The 20244-nt window shown below is 71.6% G+C and carries 15 protein-coding genes; 3 read left to right on the top strand and 12 right to left on the bottom strand.

Annotation, left to right across the window (positions count from 1 at the left end):
* Positions 1–47: 47 nt before the first annotated feature.
* The 4 genes from AQI94_RS36795 to AQI94_RS36780 form a co-directional block, all read right to left on the bottom strand.
* Positions 48–1889: an acetyl/propionyl/methylcrotonyl-CoA carboxylase subunit alpha gene (locus tag AQI94_RS36795; protein ID WP_031055326.1), complete on the bottom strand. Its 1842-nt coding sequence runs from the start codon at positions 1887–1889 to the stop codon at positions 48–50.
* Between the two features lie 11 nt (positions 1890–1900).
* Positions 1901–3541: an acyl-CoA carboxylase subunit beta gene (locus AQI94_RS36790; RefSeq protein WP_391272708.1), complete on the bottom strand. Its 1641-nt coding sequence runs from the start codon at positions 3539–3541 to the stop codon at positions 1901–1903.
* Complete coding sequence (locus AQI94_RS36785) at positions 3496–5169, bottom strand: acyclic terpene utilization AtuA family protein (protein WP_031055332.1); 1674 nt, start codon at positions 5167–5169, stop codon at positions 3496–3498. Before AQI94_RS36785 ends, AQI94_RS36790 begins: the two co-directional genes overlap by 46 nt.
* Before the next feature lie 472 nt (positions 5170–5641).
* Entirely contained in the window at positions 5642–6436 is a 795-nt protein-coding gene (locus AQI94_RS36780) for a TIGR03084 family metal-binding protein (RefSeq protein WP_031055335.1), read from the bottom strand.
* Positions 6437–6577: 141 nt separating this feature from the next.
* On the opposite strand from AQI94_RS36780, the gene AQI94_RS36775 reads away from it, so the two are divergent.
* The gene (locus tag AQI94_RS36775; protein WP_031055337.1) at positions 6578–7321 is read left to right on the top strand and encodes a class I SAM-dependent DNA methyltransferase; all 744 of its coding nucleotides are present in this window, start codon (positions 6578–6580) and stop codon (positions 7319–7321) included.
* A 27-nt stretch (positions 7322–7348) separates the two neighbouring features.
* Here the strand turns inward: AQI94_RS36775 and AQI94_RS36770 are convergent, their stop codons facing one another.
* The 3 genes from AQI94_RS36770 to AQI94_RS36760 all read right to left on the bottom strand — a co-directional run bounded on the left by AQI94_RS36770 (position 7349) and on the right by AQI94_RS36760 (position 11810).
* Positions 7349–8278, bottom strand: a complete 930-nt coding sequence (locus AQI94_RS36770; protein WP_031055341.1) for an EamA family transporter — start codon at positions 8276–8278, stop codon at positions 7349–7351.
* Between the two features lie 136 nt (positions 8279–8414).
* Positions 8415–8855, bottom strand: a complete 441-nt coding sequence (locus AQI94_RS36765; RefSeq protein WP_031055344.1) for a GNAT family N-acetyltransferase — start codon at positions 8853–8855, stop codon at positions 8415–8417.
* 84 nt (positions 8856–8939) lie between these two features.
* On the bottom strand, positions 8940–11810 hold the full coding sequence (locus AQI94_RS36760) for an FAD-binding and (Fe-S)-binding domain-containing protein (RefSeq protein ID WP_031055346.1): 2871 nt from the start codon (positions 11808–11810) through the stop codon (positions 8940–8942).
* 91 nt (positions 11811–11901) lie between these two features.
* Between AQI94_RS36760 and serC the strand changes: the two genes are divergently transcribed.
* Complete coding sequence (gene serC / locus AQI94_RS36755) at positions 11902–13020, top strand: phosphoserine transaminase (RefSeq protein ID WP_031055348.1); 1119 nt, start codon at positions 11902–11904, stop codon at positions 13018–13020.
* A 70-nt stretch (positions 13021–13090) separates the two neighbouring features.
* On the opposite strand, the gene AQI94_RS36750 is transcribed toward serC, so the two are convergent.
* The 3 genes from AQI94_RS36750 to AQI94_RS36740 all read right to left on the bottom strand — a co-directional run bounded on the left by AQI94_RS36750 (position 13091) and on the right by AQI94_RS36740 (position 17539).
* Positions 13091–14704, bottom strand: coding sequence for an alpha/beta hydrolase (locus AQI94_RS36750; RefSeq protein WP_031055350.1), 1614 nt, complete (start codon positions 14702–14704; stop codon positions 13091–13093).
* Between the two features lie 167 nt (positions 14705–14871).
* Positions 14872–16386 carry a cellulase family glycosylhydrolase gene (locus AQI94_RS36745; RefSeq protein WP_031055352.1) on the bottom strand — a complete coding sequence of 505 codons (1515 nt, stop codon included), beginning with the start codon at positions 16384–16386 and terminating at the stop codon, positions 14872–14874.
* A gap of 160 nt (positions 16387–16546) precedes the next feature.
* Positions 16547–17539 (bottom strand): WD40 repeat domain-containing protein, encoded by a 993-nt coding sequence (locus AQI94_RS36740; RefSeq protein ID WP_031055354.1) that lies wholly within the window; start codon positions 17537–17539, stop codon positions 16547–16549.
* Positions 17540–17709: 170 nt separating this feature from the next.
* On the opposite strand from AQI94_RS36740, the gene AQI94_RS36735 reads away from it, so the two are divergent.
* Complete coding sequence (locus AQI94_RS36735; RefSeq protein WP_031055357.1) at positions 17710–18387, top strand: GDSL-type esterase/lipase family protein; 678 nt, start codon at positions 17710–17712, stop codon at positions 18385–18387.
* Between the two features lie 65 nt (positions 18388–18452).
* On the opposite strand, the gene AQI94_RS36730 is transcribed toward AQI94_RS36735, so the two are convergent.
* Positions 18453–19238, bottom strand: a complete 786-nt coding sequence (locus tag AQI94_RS36730; protein ID WP_031055360.1) for an ABC transporter permease — start codon at positions 19236–19238, stop codon at positions 18453–18455.
* Positions 19235–20215: an ATP-binding cassette domain-containing protein gene (locus tag AQI94_RS36725; protein WP_062230158.1), complete on the bottom strand. Its 981-nt coding sequence runs from the start codon at positions 20213–20215 to the stop codon at positions 19235–19237. The genes AQI94_RS36730 and AQI94_RS36725 overlap by 4 nt, the downstream gene beginning before the upstream one ends.
* Between the last annotated feature and the right edge of the window lie 29 nt (positions 20216–20244).

Raw genomic sequence — 20244 nt, 5'->3', positions numbered from 1 at the left:
GTCGCGCCCGCGCGGCGGCAGCCGCACATTGATACGGTCCCGCGCCCCTAGGTGGGTTCGACTACTGCCAGCAGAGAGCCGACCGTTACCTGTTGGCCGGGTACTGCATTCAGTGCGGCCAGCGTGCCTGTCACCGGCGCCGTGATCTTGTGTTCCATCTTCATCGCCTCCAGCCACAGGAGAGGTTGGCCCGCCTCCACGGCTGAACCCTCGCCCAGGCCGTCCGCGATCCGTACGACCGTTCCCGGCATATGGGCCAGCAGTGAGCCCGGGGCGTGCTGGGCGGTCGGGTCCGGGAAGCGGGGCAGGGACTTCAGGGCCACACCACCGACGTGGACCTGGTCGCCGTACCTCGACACCTCGAACTTGCGCTGTACGCCGTCCACTTCGAGTACGACCCTGCCCGCGTCCGCGTGGAGCACCCGGACCCCGTCCGCCTCCAGGCCGTCCCTGGTGTGGCGGTAGTGGACCTCGTGCTCCTCGCCCGCCACCTCGTAGCGCTTGGTCTGCGGGGCGGAGGGGAGGTTGCGGAAGCCGCCGAAGCGGGAGCGGCCGGTCGCGTCCGCGAGGGCCGCCGCGAGGGGGGCGAGCGGGTCCGGGGCCGGACCGGTGAGGTCGGGCAGGTGACGGTCGTAGAAGCCGGTGTCCATGCGGGCCGTGGTGAACTCCTTGTGGCGCAGGGAGTTCAGCAGCAGGTCCCGGTTGGTGGTCGGGCCGTGGATCGTCGCCTTCTCCAGGGCGCCCGCGAGTTTGCGGACCGCTTCCGCGCGCGTGGGGGCGTACGCGACGACCTTGGCGAGCATCGGGTCGTAGTGGACGCCCATGTCGTCGCCGCTCTCGTAGCCCGTGTCCAGGCGGACGGAGGCGGGGACGGACAGGCGGTACAGGGTGCCGGTCTGCGGGGCCCAGTCCCGGGACGGGTCCTCGGCGTACAGACGGGCCTCGACGGCGTGACCCCGCGCGGGTGGGGGCTCGTCGGGCAGCGGGGCGCCTTCGGCGATGCGGATCTGCTCCGCCACCAGGTCGATGCCGAACACCGCCTCCGTCACCGGGTGTTCGACCTGGAGGCGGGTGTTCATCTCCAGGAAGTGCGCCTTGGTGCCGGAGACCAGGAACTCGACCGTGCCCGCGCCCACGTAGTCCACCGCGCGCGCCGCGCGTACCGCCAGCTCGTGCAGTCGTGCCCTGAGGTCGTCGGACAGTCCGGGGGCCGGGGCCTCCTCGATCACCTTCTGGTGGCGGCGCTGGAGGGAGCAGTCGCGGGTGCCCAGGGCCCAGACCGTGCCGTGGGTGTCGGCGAGGATCTGGACCTCGACGTGGCGGCCGTCCTCGACGTACGGCTCGACGAAGACCTCGCCGTCGCCGAAGGCGCTGGTGGCCTCGGCGCGAGCGCTCTCCAGGGCGGCCGTCAGGTCCTCCATGCGGCGGACGATCCGCATGCCGCGGCCTCCGCCGCCCGCGGCCGCCTTCACCAGCACCGGCAGGTCGGCCGGTGTCACCTCCGCCAGGGGAGCGAGACCCATCAGTTCCTTGGCGCGCGTCTTGGACGCCATCGCCTCGATCGCGGACGGCGGCGGCCCTATCCAGACCAGGCCCGCGTCCAGGACGGCCCGCGCGAAGCCGGCGTTCTCGGAGAGGAAGCCGTAGCCGGGGTGCACGGCGTCGGCGCCGGAGGCGATCGCCGCCTTCACGACCAGGTCGGCGCGCAGATAGGTGTCGGCGGGGGCCGCGCCCGGGAGTCGTACGGCCGCGTCCGCCACGCGCGTGTGGAGGGCGTCCGCGTCCGGGTCCGAGTGCACCGCGACGGTCCGGATTCCCGCTTCAGCACAGGTGCGGAAGATCCGGCAGGCGATCTCGCCCCGGTTGGCGACGAGCACAGAAGTGATCACTGAAGGGTTCCTCACATCCGGAAGACGCCGAAGCCGCCGCGGGCGCCCTCGTAGGGGGCGGTGTGGATCGCGGACAGGCACATGCCGAGGACCGTCCGGGTGTCGCGGGGGTCGATGACGCCGTCGTCGTAGAGCCGCCCGGACAGGAACATGGGCAGCGACTCGGACTCGATCTGCTGCTCCACCATGGCGCGCAGGGCCGCGTCGCCCTCTTCGTCGTACGGCAGTCCCTTCGCCGCGGACGACTGGCGGGCGACGATGGAGAGCACGCCGGCGAGCTGCTGGGGGCCCATGACGGCCGACTTGGCGCTGGGCCAGGCGAAGAGGAAGCGGGGGTCGTAGGCGCGGCCGCACATGCCGTAGTGGCCGGCCCCGTAGGAGGCGCCCATCAGGACGGACAGGTGCGGGACCTTCGAGTTGCTGACCGCGTTGATCATCATCGCGCCGTGCTTGATGATGCCGCCCTGCTCGTACTCCCGGCCGACCATGTAGCCGGTGGTGTTGTGCAGGAAGAGCAGCGGGATGTCGCGCTGGTTGGCCAGCTGGATGAACTGGGCCGCCTTCTGGGACTCCTCGGAGAACAGGACCCCCTGGGCGTTCGCCAGCACGCCGACCGGATAGCCGTGGAGCGCCGCCCACCCGGTCACCAGGCTCGTCCCGTACAGCGGCTTGAACTCGTCGAAGTCGGAGGCGTCGACGATCCGGGCGATCACCTCGCGCGGGTCGAAGGGGGTGCGCAGGTCGCCGGGGACGATCCCGAGCAGTTCCTCGGCCGGGTACTTGGGCGGCTCCGCGGGGCCCGGATCGCCGTACGCCTTGCGGTGGTTGAGGCGGGCCACGACCCGGCGGGCCTGGCGGAGCGCGTCCCGCTCGTCCACGGCGAGGTAGTCCGCGAGACCCGACACGCGCGCGTGCATCTCGGCGCCGCCGAGGGACTCGTCGTCGCTCTCCTCGCCGGTCGCCATCTTGACGAGGGGCGGGCCGCCGAGGAACACCTTGGCCCGCTCCTTGACCATGATCACGTGGTCGGACATGCCGGGGACGTAGGCACCGCCGGCCGTCGAGTTGCCGAAGACGACGGCGAGGGTCGGTATCCCGGCCGCCGACAGCCTCGTCAGGTCCCGGAAGATCGCCCCGCCGGGGATGAAGATCTCCTTCTGCGAGGGCAGGTCGGCGCCGCCGGACTCCACCAGGCTGATGCAGGGCAGCCGGTTGGCGAGGGCGATGTCGTTGGCCCGCAGGGCCTTCCTCAGCGACCACGGATTGCTCGCCCCGCCGCGCACGGTCGGGTCGTTGGCGGTGATCAGGCACTCCACGCCCGCCACCGTCCCGATCCCGGTGACGAGGGAGGCGCCGACCGTGTACTCGCTGCCCCAGCCGGCCAGCGGGGACAGTTCGAGGAAGGGCGTGTCGGGGTCCAGAAGCAGTTCGATCCGCTCCCGGGCCGGCAGCTTGCCGCGCTCGCGGTGCCGTCGGACGTACTTCTCACCGCCGCCCGCGAGCGCCTTGGCGTGCTCGGTGTCCAGCTCGGCGAGCTTGGCGAGCATGGCGTCGCGATGGGCACGGTGGTCGGAACCGGCCGGGTCGAGACCGGAGTCGATGATCGTCACAGCAGGGCCTCCGGTATCTCCAGGTGGCGGGAGCGCAGCCATTCGCCGAGGGCCTTGGCCTGCGGGTCGAAGCGGTGCTGGGCGGCGACGCCCTCGCCGAGGATTCCCTCGACGACGAAGTTCAGGGCGCGCAGCCGGGGAAGGGCATGCCGGACGACCGGCAACTCGGCGGTCTCCGGAAGGAGTTCACGCAGGCGCTCGACGGTGAGCGTGTGGGCGAGCCACCGCCAGCCCTCGTCCGTACGTGCCCACACCCCCACGTTGGCGTTCCCGCCCTTGTCCCCGCTGCGGGCACCGGCGACGAGACCGAGGGGCGCCCGCCGGGTCGGGCCGGGCGGCAGCGGCTCCGGCAGGGGCGGTTCCGGCGGGTTCTCCAGTACGGCGGTCTCCTGGGCCGGCGCCACCGGGATCCGTCGCCCGTCGTGGAGGACGGCCCTGTGGTCCACGGCCTCATGGGGGACGTACACATCCTCGAAGACCCCATAGGGCGAGCCCTTCCCCGGTGGGGCCAGCACATGGAACCCGGGGTAGCTCGCCAGGGCCAGCTCCACGGCGGCCCCGCTGAGCGCCCGTCCGACGACCTCCGGGTCGGCGTCCCGGACGACCAGCCTCAGCAGGGCGCTGGCGGTCTCCTCCGTCCCGGCGTCCGGGCGGTCCGTGCGGACCAGGTCCCAGCGCACGTCGGTGACCTTGGCCAGGTGAGTCTCCAGCTGCTCCCGCACCAGCGCGGCCTTGGCCTCGATGTCGAGGCCGGTCAGGACGAAGGCGACCTCGTTGCGGAAGCCGCCGAGGCGGTTGAGGCCGACCTTGAGGGTGGGGGGCGGGGCCTCGCCGCGTACGCCGGAGATCCGGACGCGGTCGGGGCCGTCCTGGGTGAGCCGGACCGTGTCGAGGCGGGCGGTGACGTCGGGGCCGGCGTACCGGGCGCCCTGGGTCTCGTACAGCAGCTGGGCCGTGACCGTGCCGACGTCCACGAAGCCGCCGGTGCCGGGGTGCTTGGTGATGACGGCGGTGCCGTCCTCATGGAGTTCGGCGAGGGGGAAGCCGGGCCTTCGCAGGTCGTGCTGCCCCTCGGCGAAGAACGCGTAGTTCCCGCCGGTCGCCTGCGTCCCGCACTCCAGGACGTGCCCGGCGACCACCGCTCCGGCGAGGCGGTCGTAGTCCCCGGGGTCCCAGCCGAAGTGGGCGGCGGCGGGCCCGGTGACCAGGGCCGCGTCGGTCACCCGGCCGGTCACGACCACGTCCGCGCCCTCCCGGAGACAGGCCGCGACACCGAAGCCGCCGAGGTAGGCGTGGGCGGCGAGGCTGCCCGGGTGCAGGGGGGTGAGGTCGTCGCCCTCGACATGGGTGACACGGACCGGGAGACCGAGACGGTCCGCCAACTCCCGGACGCGGGCGGCGAGTCCGGCGGGATTCAGGCCACCCGCGTTGGCGACGATGGTGACGCCCCGCTCCCGCGCCAGCCCCAGGCACTCCTCCAGCTGTCGCAGGAACGTACGGGCGTACCCGGCCCCCGGGTCCTTCAGCCGGTCCCGGCCCAGGATCAGCATGGTCAGCTCGGCGAGGTAGTCGCCGGTGAGGACGTCGAGTTCACCGCCGGTGAGCATCTCGCGCATGGCATCGAAACGGTCGCCGTAGAAGCCGGAGGCGTTGCCGACACGAAGGGTCATGAGACCGCCCCCGCACCCTCGGCACCCAGCCCGAGACCGGAGCCCTCACCACGGAGAGCCCGCGCGTCACCCCTACCGGGAGACCCACCACAGGCAGCTGACCCGCCACCCCGACCGAAAGTCACCCGGACACCCCCTTCCCCGCATCGCCCAGCCCCGGGCGGGCCCGCGAAGGCCCGGGCGCCGTCGAGCCACCGAGCAGCATGCCCACCCCTGGCACCCATCCCGAGACCGGAGCCTTCACCGCGGGCAGCTGACGCGCCACCCCTACCGAAAGTCACCCGGGCACCCCCTCCGCCGCATCGCCCAGCCCCCGGCGGGCCCGCGAAGGCCCGGGCGCCGTCGAGCCACCGAGCAGCATCCACACCCCCAGCACCCATCCCGAGACCAGAGCCCTCACCACGGGCAGCACACGCGTCACCCCTACCGAGGGAACTCACCACGGACAGTCCACGCGTCCCCCTAGCGAAGGTCACCCGGACACCCCCTTCGCCGCGCGCCCGGCCCCCGGCGGGCCGGCGAAGGCCTGGGCGATGTCGAGCCACTGGTCGGCGTCCTCGCCCTCCGCGCGCAGGGTGAGGTCGGTGCGGTGTGCGCGCTGGGTGACCAGGAGGCAGAAGTCGAGGGCGGGGCCGGTGACGCGGTCGGTGGCGTTCTCGGGGCCGAAGGTCCACACCTCCCCTGAAGGTGCGGTGAGTTCGACGCGGAACTCCTCGAACGGCGGGGTCAGTCCGTGCACGCCGAAGGCGAAGTCGCGGGTGCGGACGCCGAGGCGGGCGATGTGCCGGATCCGGTCGGTCGCCGTCCGGGTCACCCCCAGCGCGTCCGCCACGTCCAGGCCGTGGGCCCAGGTCTCCATGAGACGGGCGGTGGCCATGGAGGCGGTGGACATGGGCGGCCCGTACCAGGGGAAGCGGGCCCCCGCGGGCGCCGCGCGCAGGGCCTCGGCCAGGTCCTCGCGGCCCGCCCGCCAGTAGGCGAGCAGCCGGGACGGGGGCTTGCGGGCCCCCTCCTCCGCACCCTCGTCCACGAAGTCCCCGGGCGCGGCCAGCGCCTTCTCGACCTCGCGGGAGAAGGCCTTCTGGTCGGTGACGGCGAGCAGGGAGGAGTGGTCGGTCCAGGCGAGGTGGGCGATCTGGTGGGCGACGGTCCAGCCGGGGGCCGGGGTCGGCAAGGACCACTGCTCCTGGCTCAACTCGGCTACCAACAGGTCGAGTTCCTCGCTCTCCGCACACAGGTCGTCGATGACGGGCGTGGGGTCTGCCATGGGGCGAGGATGTCAGCGACCCAAGAAACAAGCAAGCATGCTTGCATTAATTTGCGATCCGACATTGGATCCGATAGTGGACCCGACTGTGGACCCGATATTCGGAGGCGCGCGTCCGCGCCCCCGCAGTAGCGTCCCCCGGTGACCGATGACGACGGGTACTTCGGAGAGTCCGTCGCGGCGACGTACGACGAGTCGTCGGCGGCGATGTTCGCGCCCGGGGCGGTGGAGCCGGCCGTGGCCGTGCTGGCGGAGCTCGCCGGCGAGGGGCGGGCCCTGGAGCTGGGGGTCGGGACCGGGCGGATCGCGTTGCCGCTGGCGCGGCGCGGGGTCGGGGTGCACGGCATCGAGCTGTCCCGGGCGATGGCGGACCGGTTGCGGGCCAAGCCCGGCGGTGAGGCGGTCGGGGTGACGATCGGGGACTTCGCGACGGCCCGCGCTCCCGGCACCTTCTCGGTCGCCTACCTGGTCTTCAACACGATCATGAACCTGACGACCCAGGACGCCCAGGTGGACTGCTTCCGCAATGTCGCCGCTCACCTGGAGCCGGGCGGGACCTTCGTCGTCGAGGTCATGGTCCCCGGGCTGCGCAGGCTGCCTCCCGGGCAGAACACGGTGCCGTTCCACGTCGGCACCGACCGCCTCGGGTTCGACACCTACGACACCGTGACCCAGGCGATGTCCTCCCACCACGTCAGGGTCACGGAGGACGGCCGGGGCTCCTTCCGGTCCATCCCCTTCCGTTACGTCTGGCCGGCCGAACTCGACCTGATGGCCCGGCTGGCCGGGATGCGGCTGCGGGAGCGATGGGCGGACTGGAACCGGGCGCCCTTCACCAGCGAGAGCGAGTCACACGTCTCGGTGTGGGAGAAGGCCGTGGACTGACCAACGGCACGCACCGCCCGCGCAGCCTCAGGGAGTCATCGCCTTGCCCCGCCCCACCTGCGTCCGCACCGCTCCCATGCTCGCCGCGATCACGAGGGCGACGGCGAGGGCCTGGAGCGGCGACAGGGCCTGGTCGAGGATCAGGAACCCGGCGAGGGCGGCCATGGCCGGCTCCAGGCTCATGAGGATCGCGAAGGCGGAGGCGGGCAGGTTGCGCAGGGCGAGGAGTTCGAGGGTGTAGGGCAGGACGGAGGACATCAGGGCCACCGCCGCGCCCAGGGCCACGGTCACCGGGTCGAGAAGCCTGGTGCCCGACTCCGCGATGCCGAGCGGCAGGAACGCCAGCGCGCCGACCGCCATCGCCAGGGCGAGTCCGTCGGCCTGCGGGAAGCGGCGGCCGGTGCGCGCGCTGAAGACGATGTACGACGCCCACATGGCGCCCGCGCCCAGTGCGAACAGGACACCGGCCGGGTCCAGGTCGCCGAAGTCCCCGCCGCCGAGGAGGAAGACACCGGCGAGCGCGAGCGCGGCCCAGACGGTGTTGACCGCGCGGCGGGAGGCGAGCACCGAGAGGGCGAGGGGGCCCAGGAACTCCAGGGTCACGGCGGCGCCGAGCGAGATGCGGTCGACGGCCTGGTAGAAGAGGCCGTTCATGGCGGCGAGGGTGAGGCCGAAGACGACGACCGTGCCCCAGTCGGTGCGGGAGTGCCCGCGCAGCCGGGGCCGGCAGACGACCAGCAGGACGACCGCGGCCACCAGCAGTCGCAGGGTCACGACCCCGAGGGCACCGGCCCTGGGCATCAGGGTCACGGCCAGCGCGGCGCCGAACTGCACGGAGACGCCTCCGGCGAGCACCAGCCCGACGGGGCCGAGGGAGCCGAAGCGGCCGGGCCCGTGCGGGGGCGGGGTGGCCGCCGAGGTCGGCGACGACGTCGGGGCACTGCTGGAGGTGGTCACGGGGCTTCCAGGGGTCGACTCGGGGCTCGTCCATCATGCTGCACTACCAGGTTCACGATAGTGGACTCGGTCATGTGCGTAAACCCGTTATACGACTGTCCCGGCCGACTCGGCGACCGCCCCCGTGGGAGAACAGCTACCGGCGCGGTGCGCGCACCATGAAGACGTCGACCGGGTCCTCGGACTCCACGCCGAAGCCGTGGCGCTCGTACAGACGGCGGGCCGCGCTGCCCTGGAGGACGTTCAGACGGACGAGTGCGCCGTCGGCGTCGGTCCGGGCGAGCAGGCCGCGCAGAACGGCCGAACCGAGGCCGCGGCCCTGGAGTCCGGGGTCGATGAAGAAGTGCTCCAGCCAGAGGCCGTCCGCGGCCGGGCGCAGGGCGACGCAGCCCGCGAGCCGGCCCTCGGCCACGATGATCGACAGGTGCCGCTCGACGAAGGCGTCCCGGAACCGCTGCCGCACCCGGTGCTCGTCGAACCGGCCCAGCCGCTCCAGGTCGGGGCGCATGACCACGGCCCGCAGTTCGGCTATGACCTCGACGTCTGCCTGCGTCGCGGGACGCAGGGTCCAGTCCATGAGACGAGTGTTCGTTTCCACGGCCCGAGTATCCCGGCCGGCCGCACCCTGCCGGCTCGGGGCTCGGGGCTCGGGGCTCAGGGCTCAGGACTCGGGGCTCTCCGGTTCGAGCGCTTCCGCCAGCACCTCCGCCAGATGCCTCCCCCGCGCGCCCGCCAGCTGCTCCAACTGCGTGCGGCAGGAGTATCCGTCGGCCAGCACCACCGCTTCCCGCGGAGCCTGCCGGACGGACGGCAGCAGCTGCTCCTCCGCGCAGGCCCGGGACACCTCGAAGTGCCCTTTCTCGAAGCCGAAGTTGCCCGCGAGTCCGCAGCAGCCGCCGCTCAGGTCGCCGGTGAGTCCCGCGGCCTCGCGCAGCCGGCGGTCGGCCGTGTCGCCCAGCACCGCGTGCTGGTGGCAGTGGGTCTGGCCGACGACGGGGCGGTTCAGGGCCGGTGGCCGCCAGTCGGGGGCGAGCCGCTCCAGGGCCTCCGCGAAGGTCAGCACCCGGGAGGCGAGACGGGCCGCCCTTGGGTCGTCGTGCAGCAGTTCCGGCAGGTCGGTTCGCAGGGCGGCGGCGCAGCTCGGTTCCAGGACGACGACCGGGGCCGGGGTCTCCAGCACCGGGGTCATCAGGTCGAGGGTGCGGCGCAACACCGCACGGGCGTGGTCGAGTTGTCCGGTCGACACGTACGTCAGGCCGCAGCAGACCCGGCCCCGGCCCCGCAGGAGGGAGACCGGGTCGAGGGCGACCGTCCTGCCGTCGCCCACCGGCGGCTTCTCCAGGTGCACGGTGGGCGGCAGCGCCACCCGCAGCCCCGCCGCCTCCAGCACCCGTACGGCCGCCCGCCCCACGGACGGCGAGAGGTGCTCGGTGAAGGTGTCCGGCCACAGGACGACCAGGTCACCGGTGCCGCGGGTGTTCCGGCCCTCCCACCACCGGCTGAACGTCCGGGTGGCCACCCGGGGGATCCGCCGCTCCGGCGCGATCCCGCCCAGCCGCTTGGCGAGGGCCGCCAACGGCCGTACCGAGGCGAGGGCGTTGACCACGGCGGCCGCCCGCACACGGTCCACCCGGCGCAGCCATTCCGGCAGCCGGCCCATGCTGTGGTGGGACGCCGGGCGCCGCCGCCCCGCGTAGTGGTGGTGCAGGAACTCCGCCTTGTACGTGGCCATGTCGACCCCGACCGGGCAGTCGGACCGGCAGCCCTTGCAGGACAGGCACAGGTCCAGCGCGTCACGGACCTCCGTTGAACGCCAGCCGTCGGTGACCAGTTCCCCGGCCAGCATCTCGTGCAGCAGCCGGGCACGCCCGCGCGTGGAGTGCTCCTCCTCGCCGGTGGCCCGGAAGGACGGGCACATGACGGCGGCCCCGGACGACGGTGTCGTACGGCATTTCGCGACCCCGACGCAGCGGCGTACGGCGGCGGAGAAGTCACCGCCGTCGGCCGGGTAGCCGAAGGCGACGTCGACCGGTTCGCGGGGCAGGACGGAGAAGCGGAGGTTGGTGTCGAGGGGGGCCGGGCGGACCAGCATGCCCGGGTTGAGCAGGTCGTCCGGGTCCCACACCGCCTTGGCCCGCTCGAACAGGGCGACCATCTCGTGGCCGTACATCGTCGGCAGCAGTTCGGCCCGCGCCTGTCCGTCCCCGTGCTCGCCGGACAGGGACCCGCCGTGGGCCGCCACGAGCTCGGCGAGCTCCTCGGAGAAACGGCGGAACCTCCCGATCCCCGCCGGTGTCAGCAGGTCGAAGTCGATACGGACGTGGATGCAGCCGTCGCCGAAGTGTCCGTACGGGGTGCCGCGCAGCCCATGGGCTCCCAGCAGCCCGCGGAAGTCCCGCAGGTACGCCCCGAGCCGCCGCGGCGGCACCGCGCAGTCCTCCCAGCCGGGCCAGGCCTCTGTACCGTCCGGCATCCGGGTCGCCGTACCGCTGGCGTCCTCGCGGACGCGCCACAGCGCCCGCTGCCCGGCCGGGTCGGTCACCACGTGCGCGTCGAGGACGTCCGCCGCGCGCACGATCCGCTCCGCACGCGAGCGTGCCTCGCTCTCGCTGGCGCCGCCCGTCTCCACGAACAGCCAGGCTCCGCCCCGCGGCAGCGCGGCCACCGAGGGCACCAGGTCGGCCGCCATGCCCTCCACCGTCAGGGGGCGGTGCACGAGCAGCCCGGCGGCGGCCTCGGCGGCCGCGCCTTCGTCCGCGTACCCGAGGACGGCGAGGGCACGCGCGCGTGGCGCCTCCACCAGCCGGACGACGGCCTCGGTGAGCACGCCGAGGGTGCCCTCGCTGCCGCAGAAGGACCGGGCGACGTCGGCCCGGTGTTCCGGCAGCAGGGCGTCCAGGGCGTACCCGGAGATCCGCCGGGGCAGCTCGGGGAAGCCGGTGCGCAGCCGTGCGAGCTCGCCGTCGACCAGCTCCCGCAGGCCCGCGGGTGCCCCGGCCCAGTCCTGCCCGAGCCGCAGCCGCTGCCCGCGCGCGGTGACGACGGCCAGCTCCGCCACGCTGTCGGCGGTGGTCCCCCACGCCACCGAGTGCGAGCCGCAGGAGTTGTTGCCGATCATCCCGCCGAGCGTGCACCGGCTGTGGGTGGAGGGGTCGGGCCCGAACCGCAGCCCGTGCGGCGCGGCGGCATCCTGGAGCCGGTCGAGCACGAGGCCGGGCTGGACAAGGGCGGTACGGCTCCCGGGGTCGACGGACAGGAGCTTGTTCATGTGCCGGGTGAAGTCCAGGACGACTCCGGTCCCGGTGGCCTGTCCGGCGATGGAGGTGCCGCCGCCGCGGGGGACGACGGGGACGCCATGGGCGCGGCAGACCTCCAGCACGGCGGCCACGTCGTCGGCGTCCTTCGGGGCGACCACCCCGAGGGGGACGCGCCGGTAGTTGGACGCGTCCATGGTGGTCAGGGCCCGGGAGGTGACGTCGAAACCGACCTCGCCCCGGACGGCCTCGCGCAGATCGGCCTCAAGATCCGTCATGACTCCAGCAAACCAGCCCGGTCAACACCGCCGCGTCTCACCCGACGGACTGCGTTTCGACCAGGTTTCCCGCAACGGCTACGCTCCCCTCGTGGCTGAGATCCAGATTCCCGCTGACATCAAGCCCGCCGACGGTCGATTCGGCGCGGGCCCCTCCAAGGTGCGGACGGAAGCGCTGGACGCGCTGGCCGCAACCGGTACCTCTCTTCTCGGCACCTCCCACCGCCAGGCCCCGGTCAAGAACCTGGTCGGCAAGGTGCGCGAGGGCATCAGTGAGCTGTTCTCGCTCCCCGAGGGCTACGAGGTCGTCCTCGGCAACGGCGGCTCCACCGCGTTCTGGGACGTCGCGACGCACGGCCTGATCGAGAACAAGTCGCAGCACCTGACGTTCGGCGAGTTCAGCTCGAAGTTCGCCAAGGCCTCGAAGCTGGCCCCCTGGCTGGCCGAGCCCACGGTGATCTCCAGCGATCCGGGCACCCACCCGGAGCCGCGGGCCGAGGCCGGCGTCGACGTGTACGCGTTCACCCACAACGAGACCTCCACCGGTGTCGCCGCCCCGGTCAAGCGGGTGGCCGGCGCGGACGAGGGCGCGCTGGTCCTGGTGGACGCCACCTCCGGCGCCGGCGGACTGCCGGTCGACATCGCGGAGACGGACGTCTACTACTTCGCCCCGCAGAAGTCCTTCGCCTCCGACGGCGGCCTGTGGATCGGCGTGTTCTCCCCGGCCGCGATCGAGCGCGCCGAGCGGATCCACGCGTCCGGCCGCCACGTCCCGGAGTTCTTCTCGCTGCCGACGGCGATCGACAACTCCCGCAAGAACCAGACGTACAACACCCCGGCCCTCGCCACCCTCTTCCTGCTGAACCAGCAGCTGGAGTGGATCAACGGCCAGGGCGGTCTGGCGTGGTCGACGGCCCGTACGAAGGACTCCTCGACGCGTCTGTACGGCTGGGCGGAGGAGTCCAAGCACGCGACCCCGTTCGTCACCGACCCGGCCAAGCGCTCCCAGGTCATCGGCACGATCGACTTCTCGGACGAGATCGACGCGGCCGCGGTCGCCAAGGTGCTGCGCGCCAACGGCATCGTGGACACCGAGCCCTACCGCAAGCTCGGCCGCAACCAGCTGCGCGTGGCGATGTTCCCGGCGATCGACCCGGCGGACGTCGAGGCGCTCACCAAGTGCGTCGATTACGTGATCGAGAAGCTCTGATCATCCCGGTACGACAGTGAGGGGCGCCCGGTGTTCACCGGGCGCCCCTCTTCTGTGTGACTGTCCGGACTCAGCCGCGGATGCCGATCAGCCCGTGCAGACCGGCACCGCCGGACAGCGTGGCCGCCGGGGCGGACGTGCCGCTCAGGGCCGCGTGGGCCGACGTGGCCGCCTGCGGCTTCGGGTCGGGCAGCTTCTGGCAGACCGCGTCGGCGGTGCCGTGGCCGCGCGGCACCGTGCCGTCGGTCAGGTACTTGGCCAGGTACTTGTCGAGGCAGGCGTTGCCGCTCAGCGAGATGCCGTGGTTGCCGCCGCCCTGCTCGACGACCAGGCTGGAGTGCTTGAGCAGACGGTGGACGGTGACGCCGCCCTGGTACGGGGTGGCCGCGTCGTTCGTCGCCTGGAACAGCAGCACCGGCGGGAGCTTGGAGTTGGCGACGTTCACCGGCTTCAGTGTCTTCGTGGGCCAGAACGCGCACGGCGCGTTGTACCAGGCGTTGCTCCACGCCATGAACGGGGCCTTCTTGTACACGGCCCAGTTGTCCTTCTGCCACTGCTTCCAGTCGCGCGGCCAGGAGGCGTCACGGCACTGCACGGCCGTGTAGACGCTGTAGCCGTTGTCGCCGGAGGCGTCGATCGCGGCGAGGTTGTCATAGGCCTCGACCAGCGGGGCGGTGTTCTTGTCGTTCACGTACGCGGCGAACGCCTTGGCCAGGGTGGGCCAGTAGCCGTTGTAGTAGCCGCCCGGGATGAAGGTGTCCTCCAGCTCGGCGGCGCCCACCTTGCCGCCGGCCGGCGTCTTCGCCAGCTGGGCCTGCATGGCGTACCACTTGGCCTCGATCCTGGCCGGGTTCGTGCCGAGCTTGTACGTCGAGTCGTACTTGGCGATCCACGCCATGAGCGCCTTCTGGCGGGCGTCGAAGGCGTAGTCCTGCGAGATGTTGGCGTCGTACCAGACCCCGTCGGGGTCGACGATCGAGTCCAGCACCAGGCGGCGCACGTGGCCCGGGAAGAGCTTCGCGTAGACCTGGCCCAGGTAGGTGCCGTACGAGTAGCCGAAGTAGTTGATCTTCTTGGCGCCGAGGGACTTGCGGATCGAGTCCATGTCCTTCACGGCGTTGATCGTGTTGATGTACGGGAGCACGTCCGCGTACTTGCGGCCGCAGGCGGCGGCGAAGGACTTGGCGCGCTCCAGGTTGGCCTTCTCGATCGCGGGCGTGCTCGGGACGCTCGCGGGGCGGACCGGGTTGAAGTGGCCCGGCTTGCAGTCGAGGGCGGGCGAGCTCTTGCCCACCCCGCGCGGGTCGAAGCCGATGACGTCGTACTGGGCCGCGACCGCCTTGGGCAGGTTGGAGGCGACGAACCCGGCGAGGCCGAGTCCGCTGCCGCCGGGGCCGCCGGGGTTGACCAGCAGCGGGCCCTGGTACTTCTTCGCGGTGTGCGGGACCCGGGACAGGGCCAGGGTTATCTTCCGCCCCTGCGGCTTGGCGTAGTCGAGCGGTACCTTGACCGACCCGCACTGGAGGGTCGGAGTGTCGTCGGTGCCGCACTTCTTCCAGCTGACCTTCGCCACCGACTGGGCGGTGACCGTGGCGGACGACGTGCCGGCCTCGGCGGGGACGGCCGTGAGCGCCCCGGCCAGGACGACGGTCGTGCCGCACAGCGCGACTGCGCTTCTTCTCATCAAGTTCTCTCAAACGATGGGGGGTTGGGTCCGGACCGAAAAGTTCACGATCCGGACCGAATCCTGCCGAAGAAAAGCAAAGATGAGAATCAGCTCAACGAAAGATTTGAAACTCCTTTGATCGGGAGGCACTCGACACCCGCCGAGCGCCTCCCGTCACCCGTGCCTCACGCCGCCGCGCACGTCACACTCGGCACACCCCCGCCCCCGGGCGCGCCACCGAACCCGAAGCTCGCCGAACCACCCACCGCGATCGCCCCGTTGTGCGAGGCGTTCGTCGCGGTCACGGTCGAGCCGGTCTGGGTGTACGAGGCGTTCCACATGGAGGTGACCTTCTGCGAGCCCGGCCAGGTCCAGGTCACCTTCCAGGAGGACAGGGCCGTCGATCCCGAATTGGTCACCTTCACCTCGGCGTTGAAGCCGCCGCCCCAGTCGCTGCTGACGGTGTAGGCGGCGGTGCAGGCCGCCGTGGAGCCGCCGGGGTCACCCGGGTCCCCGGGATCGCCGCTCGAAGGGAAGCCCGGCGCCTTCACGCTCGCCAGATACCCGTCCTTGACGGTGTCCACGGTCTGCCAGTCGTCCTTCAGGATCCCGCCGGTGTCACCGGAGTTGGGGTTCCAGGACCAGAAGGTCCAGTGGAAGGAGTCGGCGCCGTACGTCGACGTCGGCCGCAGATAACTCACCAGCGCCGCCAGCCACTTCTGGTCCACGGTCGACTGGAGGGTGGTGCCGAACTCGCCCACCCACACCGGGGCGATGTTCTGCTTGAAGATGTAACCCCAGTACTTGTCCCAGATCCCCGGCATGTTGGCGGGGAAGGACGGGTCGCTGAACCAGCTCTGCTGGGCCACGCTGGTGGCGTAGTCGTGGGCGGAGTACACGACCCGGTTCGCGACGTTCAGCTGCACCGGGTACTGGGCGACCCCCATCAGGTTGCCGCCCCACCAGCCGGAGACGCCGTTGACGGTCTGCACGCCCTCGACGAAGATCAGCAGGTCGGGGTTGACCGACAGCACCGCGTTCCCGGCCCGCTGGGCCGCCAGCCGCCAGTCCGTGGCGGTGTCCCCGCAGCCCCAACAGGCGGGATCGTGCGGTTCGTTGTGCAGATCGATGCCTACGACGGTGTCCTGGCCCTTGTAACGCGTCGCCAGCGCCTTGAGGTTGGCGATCCACGTCGACTCCGGGACCGCGGCGGTGTACCAGAGCGCCGACTGGCCGCCGGAGTCCGGGCGGTGCCGGTCGAGGATGACCTTGAGGCCGTCCTGACCGGCGTACGACACGAGTCTGTCCAGGACGCCGAGGGAGTCGCGCCCCTGGAGGTCGGCGTTCTTGCCGCTGGAGAAGTCGATGCTGTTGGGGACGGCCCCCGACTTGAAGATGTCGTCGCTGTAGGGGATGCGGAGGGTGTTGTAGCCCAGCGACTTCATCTGGTCGATCATGGACTTGTAGTCGCGGGACCAGAGGCCGTGCACGACCTGGTTGCTGGTCTCGAAGCCGAACCAGTTGATCCCGGCGATCCGGACCGGCTGCCCGGAGGCGTCCAGGATCTGGCGGCCGCTGGTGTGCCAGTAGCCGGCACCGGCCGCTTCGGCGGCGTCGGCCGTCTGAAGACCAGCGGTCCCCAGCGGCACCAGGAGAGCCGCCGCCACCGCGCACAGCGCTCTTCGCAAGCTGCGGAACATGTGCTTCCTCTCGGGAGGCGCGGGCCCGGAACGAGGTGGGAGCGCTCCCACCACCCTGCACCTCCCATGGAAGTCAGGTCACATGAACACGTCAAGATGTTGGACGTCACCTTGTGTGTCCGAGGTCACGGGCCCCGCTTCCGGAACCCCCGTCGGGGGCTCAGGAGCGCCGGAACAGCCGCCGGAGCCCGAAGAGGGCGGCGACGGCTCCCAGGGCCAGGACGCCGATCTTGACGGTGCCACTGGAGGTCCCGCTGCCGCCGTCTTCGGAGGCCGAGGAACTCCCGCTCCCGGAAGGCGACTTGGACCCGCCGCCGGCGGGCGCGTCCTGGGCCTCCACCTTGCTGTCGGCGCCCTCCATGCCCAGCAGGAGCTTGGTCCCATCCGGGGAGTAGGAGACGGACTCCCCCTGCCCGAGGGGCACGCTGATCCGCCCCTTCCGCTTGATGTCGCCGCCGTTCCAGTCGTACCAGATACCGCCGAAGTACCCGCGTACGACGAGCTGCCGGCCGTCCGGAGAGAAGGCGGCGTCGGTGGCCCACAGGTCGACGGCCTTGACGGGCTTGAAGACGTTCGTCCCGGAGGAGGACAGGGTGGTGGGCCCCTCGTAGAGATGGCCGCCGTCCTCCTGCTTGTCGATGATGTAGACGCGACCGGTGCGGGGGTGGACGACCATCGACTCGGCGTCGCGCGAGCCGTCGGTGTACTTCACGACGTACTGGGCGGCCTTGACGGACTGGTCCTTGAGGACCTTCGGCTCGGGCAGCTTGTAGATCCACACATAGGGCCAGGTGACCCCGTCGTTGTCGCCGATGTCGCCGACCCAGATCTGGTTGTCGGGCCCGATCGCGATGGCCTCGACGTCCCGGGGCGTGCCCACGCCGGTCATGGTGATCCTGGCGACGGTCTTGCCGGTGGCGCTGTCGACGGCGTACAGGTACGCGCCGGTGTCCTGGTCGTTGTGGGTCCAGTAGATCCCCGGGTGCTGCCGCGAGGCGGCGAGTCCGCTGGACTCCGTGATCCGGGGATCGCTGATGGTGAAGCCCTGGTCCCCCTTGCCGTCCCCGTCGGCAGCGGAGGCGGGCACGGCGGCGGGCAGCGCGAAGGCACCCACGAGCAGGATCCCGGCGAGCAGGGCAAAGGGTCGACGCATACCCCAAGCCTGCCATCCCGCCGGACGTTTGACGGGGGTGGCCGGGAGGGGGTGGCGCAGGCGCGCCCTGGACGGCGGACGCAGGCGCAAGCCTGCCCGGGCCGCCGGACAGTGGTCGGCGTGGCCGGGCTCACATGTCATCCGGGGCGTTGGTGATCCATCATGAGCGGATGCTCAGATTCATGCCGGTCGGTGACTCGATGACGATCGGAAGCGCCGGCGAGCACACCTGGCGGTACCGGATGTGGCAGCACCTGCGCGACACCTACGCCGGCCCCTTCGCCCTCGTGGGCCCGCGCGAGACGCTGTACGACAAGGCGGCGGACGCCCCGACGTCGTACGCGTACGCCGATCCCGACTTCCCGAGGGCCCACCTGGCCGGCTGGGGCGAGGGCTGGCTGCACATGGCCCCGCTGATCGGTGAGGCCGTGCGCGCACACCGGGCGGATGTGCTCCTGGTCTCGCTGGGCCTGATCGACCTGGGCTTCTACACGAACGCGGAACAGACCGCGGAGAACGTCCGCGCCTTCGTCGCCGAGGCCCGCCGGGCGAACCCTCGCATCCGTATGGCCGTCCTCCCGGTGATCCCCAACGTCCGGGCGGAGTCGGACGCGCCCTTCGCGACACAGGTCACCCGCTTCAACGAGTTGCTGGCCAAGGTGATCGCCGACCTGGACGAGCCCCGCTCCCCCCTGCTGCCGGCGTCGCCCCCGGCGTCGTACGACATCGGCCTCGACACCTACGACGGCACCCATCCGAACGCGAGCGGCGAGCACAAGCTCGCGGCGGCCTTCGCGGCGGCGATGCACCAGGCATGGGATCTCGGCGAGCCCTACCGGGCCGGCTGACAGGGTCCGCCGATCAATGTGCCGATGGGGCGCGGGAGTTGACCCGCGCCCCACTGCCCTGACGGTCACTTCGGGTCGGTGTTGAACTTCGCGGTCGACCAGCGGTAGCCGAGTACCGCGAGGCCGAGGCACCAGGCGACCGCGATCCAGCCGTTGTTGCCGATCCCGGTGCCGAGGAGCAGGCCGCGCAGGGTCTCGATGGCCGGGGTGAAGGGCTGGTACTCCGCGATCGGCTGGAACCAGCCCGGCATCGCGTCGACCGGCACGAAGGTGCTGGAGATGAGCGGCAGGAAGATCAGCGGCATGGCGTTGTTGCTCGCGGCCTCGGCGTTGGGGCTGATCAGGCCCATGCCGACGGCGATCCAGGTGAGCGCCGTGGCGAAGAGCACGAGCAGTCCGAAGGCCGCGAGCCACTCCAGGGCGGTGGCGTCGGTGGAGCGGAAGCCGATGGCCACGCCGACCGCGCCGACCAGGACCACGCTGACGACCGACTGCAGCACACTGCCGACGACGTGTCCGACGAGCACCGAGCCGCGGTGGATCGCCATGGTCCGGAAGCGGGCGATGATGCCCTCGGTCATGTCGTTGGAGACGGAGACCGCGGTGCCGATCGTGGTGGAGCCGATCGTCATCAGCAGCAGGCCGGGGACCAGGTACGCGATGTAGTCGGAGCGGTCGCCGCCGCCGATGCCCGCGCTCATGGTGTCGCCGAAGATGTAGACGAAGAGCAGCAACAGCATGATCGGTGTGAGCAGCAGGTTCAGGGTGAGCGAGGGGTAGCGCCGGGCGTGCAGGAGGTTGCGGCGCAGCATCGTGGACGAGTCGCGCACGGCGAGGGAGAGGGTGCTCATCGGACGGTCTCCTTGGTCTGGTCGGTGAGGTCGGTCTGGTCGGTGACGTCGGCGCCGCCGGTCAGGGCGAAGAACACGTCGTCGAGATCGGGGGTGTGCACGGTCAGCTCGTCGGCCTCGATTCCGGCCGCGTCGAGCCGGTCGAGCAGGGCGCGCAGCTCGGACTGGCTGCCGCCGTTGGGGAGTTGCAGGGTGAGCGACTCGTCGTCCCGGGTGACCTCGCGCAGGTCGCGGGCGGCGCCGCGGTAGGCGTCCGGGTCGGTGAAGCGGAGCCTGACGTGTCCGCCGGGGACCAGGCGCTTGAGTTCCTCGGCACTGCCCTCGGCGGCGATCGTGCCGTTGTGCAGGACGGCTATGCGGTCGGCGAGTTCGTCGGCCTCCTCCAGGTACTGCGTGGTGAGGAAGACCGTGACACCGCCGGCTACCAGTTCCCTGATGATCTGCCACATGGTGCGCCGGGAACGGGGGTCGAGGCCGGTGGTCGGTTCGTCGAGGAAGATGATCCGCGGGTCGCCGACCAGGGTCATGGCGATGTCGAGGCGGCGCTTCATGCCGCCGGAGTAGGTCGAGGCGGGCCTCTTGGCCGCCTCGGTGAGGTCGAAGCGCTCCAGCAGTTCGGCGGCGACCCGCCGCCCCTCGCCCTTGGACAGGTGGTGCAGGTCCGCCATGAGCAGCATGTTCTCCTCACCGGTGATCAGCCCGTCCACGGCGGAGAACTGCCCGGTGACCCCGATCGAGGCCCGCACGCCCTGCGGGTCGGCGGCCAGGTCGTGGCCGCCGATGTGGACGGCACCGGTGCCCGCGTCGGCGGAGACCAGAGTGGAGAGGATCTTCACGGCGGTCGTCTTGCCGGCGCCGTTCGGCCCGAGGAGGGCGAAGATCGTGCCGGCCGGCACCTGGATGTCGATGCCGTCGAGGACGGTCTTGTCCCCGTAGGCCTTGCGCAGTCCGTTCGCCGCGATGGCCAGGTCGGTCATGGTGGGTGCTCCTTGTGAGGGCTTGCGGG

The organism is Streptomyces pseudovenezuelae (assembly GCF_001513955.1).
GTDB lineage: Bacteria > Actinomycetota > Actinomycetes > Streptomycetales > Streptomycetaceae > Streptomyces > Streptomyces pseudovenezuelae.
Note: the sequence above shows the minus strand (reverse complement) of the source record. Positions and strands in the feature narration are given on the sequence as shown.

What these genes read in the sequence shown, in the direction of transcription:
- AQI94_RS36790 (WP_391272708.1), bottom strand. Translation starts at nt 3,541, where the DNA reads ATGGCTGCGCTCCCGCCACCTGGAGATACCGGAGGCCCTGCTGTGACG.
- AQI94_RS36785 (WP_031055332.1), bottom strand. Translation starts at nt 5,169, where the DNA reads ATGACCCTTCGTGTCGGCAACGCCTCCGGCTTCTACGGCGACCGTTTC.
- AQI94_RS36780 (WP_031055335.1), bottom strand. Translation starts at nt 6,436, where the DNA reads ATGGCAGACCCCACGCCCGTCATCGACGACCTGTGTGCGGAGAGCGAG.
- AQI94_RS36765 (WP_031055344.1), bottom strand. Translation starts at nt 8,855, where the DNA reads ATGGACTGGACCCTGCGTCCCGCGACGCAGGCAGACGTCGAGGTCATA.
- AQI94_RS36760 (WP_031055346.1), bottom strand. Translation starts at nt 11,810, where the DNA reads ATGACGGATCTTGAGGCCGATCTGCGCGAGGCCGTCCGGGGCGAGGTC.
- AQI94_RS36750 (WP_031055350.1), bottom strand. Translation starts at nt 14,704, where the DNA reads ATGAGAAGAAGCGCAGTCGCGCTGTGCGGCACGACCGTCGTCCTGGCC.
- AQI94_RS36745 (WP_031055352.1), bottom strand. Translation starts at nt 16,386, where the DNA reads ATGTTCCGCAGCTTGCGAAGAGCGCTGTGCGCGGTGGCGGCGGCTCTC.
- AQI94_RS36740 (WP_031055354.1), bottom strand. Translation starts at nt 17,539, where the DNA reads ATGCGTCGACCCTTTGCCCTGCTCGCCGGGATCCTGCTCGTGGGTGCC.
- AQI94_RS36735 (WP_031055357.1), top strand. Translation starts at nt 17,710, where the DNA reads ATGCTCAGATTCATGCCGGTCGGTGACTCGATGACGATCGGAAGCGCC.
- AQI94_RS36730 (WP_031055360.1), bottom strand. Translation starts at nt 19,238, where the DNA reads ATGAGCACCCTCTCCCTCGCCGTGCGCGACTCGTCCACGATGCTGCGC.
- AQI94_RS36725 (WP_062230158.1), bottom strand. Translation starts at nt 20,215, where the DNA reads ATGACCGACCTGGCCATCGCGGCGAACGGACTGCGCAAGGCCTACGGG.